The organism is Chitinophaga sp., assembly GCF_036569185.1.
Lineage (GTDB): Bacteria > Bacteroidota > Bacteroidia > Chitinophagales > Chitinophagaceae > Chitinophaga.
This window is the reverse complement of record NZ_DATCRD010000153.1, coordinates 1-3,059: the sequence shown is the minus strand read 5'-3', so window position 1 is coordinate 3,059 and position 3,059 is coordinate 1. Positions and strand designations below refer to the sequence as shown.

The following is a 3,059-nucleotide window of genomic DNA, read 5'->3' as shown; positions in this document are numbered from 1 at the left end:
GCCTGTTCCAGCAGGCTGCCTGTTTTTTCCGGCTCCTGCCTGTTGGTGTACAACTGGGCCAGTTCCCGGATCTGGTCTATTTGCAATTCAATGTTGCCCTGTTCTTTTGCTTTTTCCAGGATGGCTTCATTCATATGGATGGCTTCATCAATATTGTTCCCGGCTACATAAACCCTGGAGATCTTTTTACTGATAGCCGCGATTTCGCGGGCGTTATCGCTCTTCTCCAGCGCCTTCTTAAAACTGACAATGGCACCGGAGGTATTGTTTTGCAGCAGCTGGCTGTTGCCCAGTTGTTTATAGGCATCCGCCGCTTCTTCTTTCTTGCCTTCTTTTTCAAAGATGGCGGCATTGGTTTGAGCATAGTTGGATTGTATCTGCGGATTGGAGTTCCGCAGGCGGTTGGCATCGTTGAAGTTAACGTTCTCCAGGCTTTTGTCGATGGCCAGGTCGCCGGCCGACTGGTAATTCTTTATAGCCGGTATTATTTTGTTCTGCATCTCCTGCACTTTTGCCAGTGCGCGGCCGGCCGCTGCGGCATCCGGGTGGTTTAACCGGGTGTAGATCTCCAGCGCTTTTTTAAGGTAATCCTCTGCCCTGGCATACTCGCTTTTGTCAGTAAGCTCTTTTGCCAGTGCCTCGTAATGAATGGCGGTTTGCAGATCGTTGTCCTCCCTGGAAAGGGAGTTTTTCAGCTCCTTTGCCGCTTTGGATACCGGGTACGCTTCACCTTTTTTCTTTTGTGCAACAGCCATCCCGCCTGCACAAAGCAGCCCCGTCAGGATAAGTATGGCAATACAGTAACGTACCATGATCATTGATTCTGCTGCAAAATAAGACTTTTCAGAACGGGGAACACGCCATTTCACCCATTCAACCCGGCATTTCACCAAGTGGGGCCTTCCCTGGTGAAGAAGAGCATTTATTTTCATGGCGTCATTCTAAATCAAACATCATGAAAACGACACTATTCGCCAGCGCCCTGCTGGTATCAGGTTTCCTGGCATGGAAATACAGTATTGTAAAACATCTTCCTGAAAAAGAATATAAAACAGCTGCCCCACCGCCGGTTATTGCTTCTCCTTCCGCCGCAGACAATACCCGCATACAGGTAGCTTTACTTCTTGATACCTCTAACAGTATGGATGGCCTGATAGACCAGGCCAAATCAAGATTATGGAATATCATCAACACCCTCACTACGCTGAAATATAAGGGTAAAACACCCACCATTGAAATCTCCTTATATGAGTATGGCAATGATGGCCTTTCCCCCGAATCCGGTTATATCCGGCAGGTCACCCCGTTAACCACCGATCTCGATCTCATCTCTGAAAAACTCTTCTCTCTCCGCACCAATGGCGGATCTGAATACTGCGGGGCAGTAATCAATGCCGCCGTAAAATCGCTGGAATGGGGGCGCGACGAAGCAGATATGAAACTCATCTATATCGCCGGTAACGAACCTTTCACCCAGGGACCAGTGAATTATAAAACTGCCGCAGAACAGGCGCTCGGTAAAAGCATCTTCATTAATACTATATTCTGCGGCAATAAACGCGAAGGCATTGCCACTCACTGGAAAGACGGCGCAGACAAAGGCCAGGGACAATACTTCAATATTGATTCCGACCGGAAGGTGGATTTTATTGAAACCCCGTACGACAGCCGCATTGAAGCCTGTAATGTACGCATCAATAAAACATATATCGCCTATGGGGCCCATGGCGAATCAAAGAAAAACAACCAGGTGATACAGGATAAAAATGCCCGGGATATTTCTTCCGCCAACTCCATAGAACGGTATGTGAGTAAATCTAAATCAGTGTACCGGAATGATAGCTGGGACCTGGTAGACCGTGCAAAAGAAGATCCTGCTGCGTTACAAAAGATCAGTAAAAACGAATTGCCCAAAGAGCTGAGAGAAAAGAGCGACGCTGAACTACAAACACTGGTAGCAGCTAAAAGCAAAGAAAGAGATAGTATCCAGAAAGAAATGGCCGCACTGGCCAAACAACGGCAAAAATATATTGATGAAGCGATGAAGAAAAACAATGCAACAGACGACCTGGGCGCTGCTATCAACCAGTCCATTATCCAGGTAGCGGCTACTAAAGGATATACAGCCGAAAAATAAATACCTGTTAATCCCAAAAGCCACCTTCAGGTAAATCCGCCCACGGTTACCGAAGGTGGCTTCGCTTGTACCTGTGATCGGACAACCCTACAGATAATTAGCTGGTTTGTACTGGTTTTGACAAGTATTTCGTATATTTTCGTCCAAATCAGAAGACAAAACCTATATGAAAGGATACACTTTATTATTTTTTTTATTCGCATCTTTTTCCGGGTATGCCCAGGGTACCATCAATAACTACAAATATGTACTGGTGCCTGAGAGGTTCAATTTCTCTAAAGAAGACAACCAATACGGGTTAAACACGGTCACCAAATCGCTGCTGGAGGAAAAAGGATTTACCGTTTATTTCGACAATTCCGAAATACCGAAAGAGATTGCCGGCAACAGGTGCAATGCGCTGAACACCGAGGTGGTGCAGAAAAAAGGGTTGTTTGTTACCAATCTTACCCTTTTATTAAAGGATTGCAAAGGCAATATCATCTTCAAAAGTAAAGAAGGTAAAAGCAGGGAGAAAGAGTTTGCTCCTGCGTATAACCTTGCCCTGAGAGATGCCTTTACCTCGCTGAATGATGTTCCATATTCATATGACGGAACAGCCATTGCCGAGCCTCAGCAGGTGGCAACACCCGCAGTAGCAGCTCCTGCGCCGCCACCGCCGCCGCCAGCTACCTCAACACCGGTACCAGAGACTAAAGAAGCTGCAGGTACCTTGTATGCACAGGCTACAGCCAACGGGTACCAGTTAATTGATACCAGTCCGAAGATAGTTTTAACGCTGCTGAAAACTTCTGTAGCGGAATATTTTATTGCCAATAATGGTGTATCAAATGGAATAGTGCTGAAGAAGAACGGGGATTGGTATTTTGAATATTATAAAGATAATAAGCTGGTTGCGGAAAAGTTGTTGATTAAGTTTTAA

At 46.1% G+C, this 3,059-nt stretch carries 3 protein-coding genes; 2 read left to right on the top strand and 1 reads right to left on the bottom strand.

Going from position 1 to position 3,059, the window contains the following annotated elements; genetic code table 11:
- Positions 1-932, bottom strand: a 932-nt coding sequence (locus tag VIM72_RS11075; RefSeq protein ID WP_332002899.1) for a hypothetical protein, incomplete at its 3' end; no start/stop codon positions are given.
- Positions 933-955: 23 nt separating this feature from the next.
- Here VIM72_RS11075 and VIM72_RS11070 point away from each other — a divergent pair.
- Positions 956-2,137 (top strand): hypothetical protein, encoded by a 1,182-nt coding sequence (locus VIM72_RS11070; RefSeq protein WP_332002898.1) that lies wholly within the window; start codon positions 956-958, stop codon positions 2,135-2,137.
- Between the two features lie 166 nt (positions 2,138-2,303).
- Complete coding sequence (locus VIM72_RS11065; protein ID WP_332002897.1) at positions 2,304-3,059, top strand: hypothetical protein; 756 nt, start codon at positions 2,304-2,306, stop codon at positions 3,057-3,059.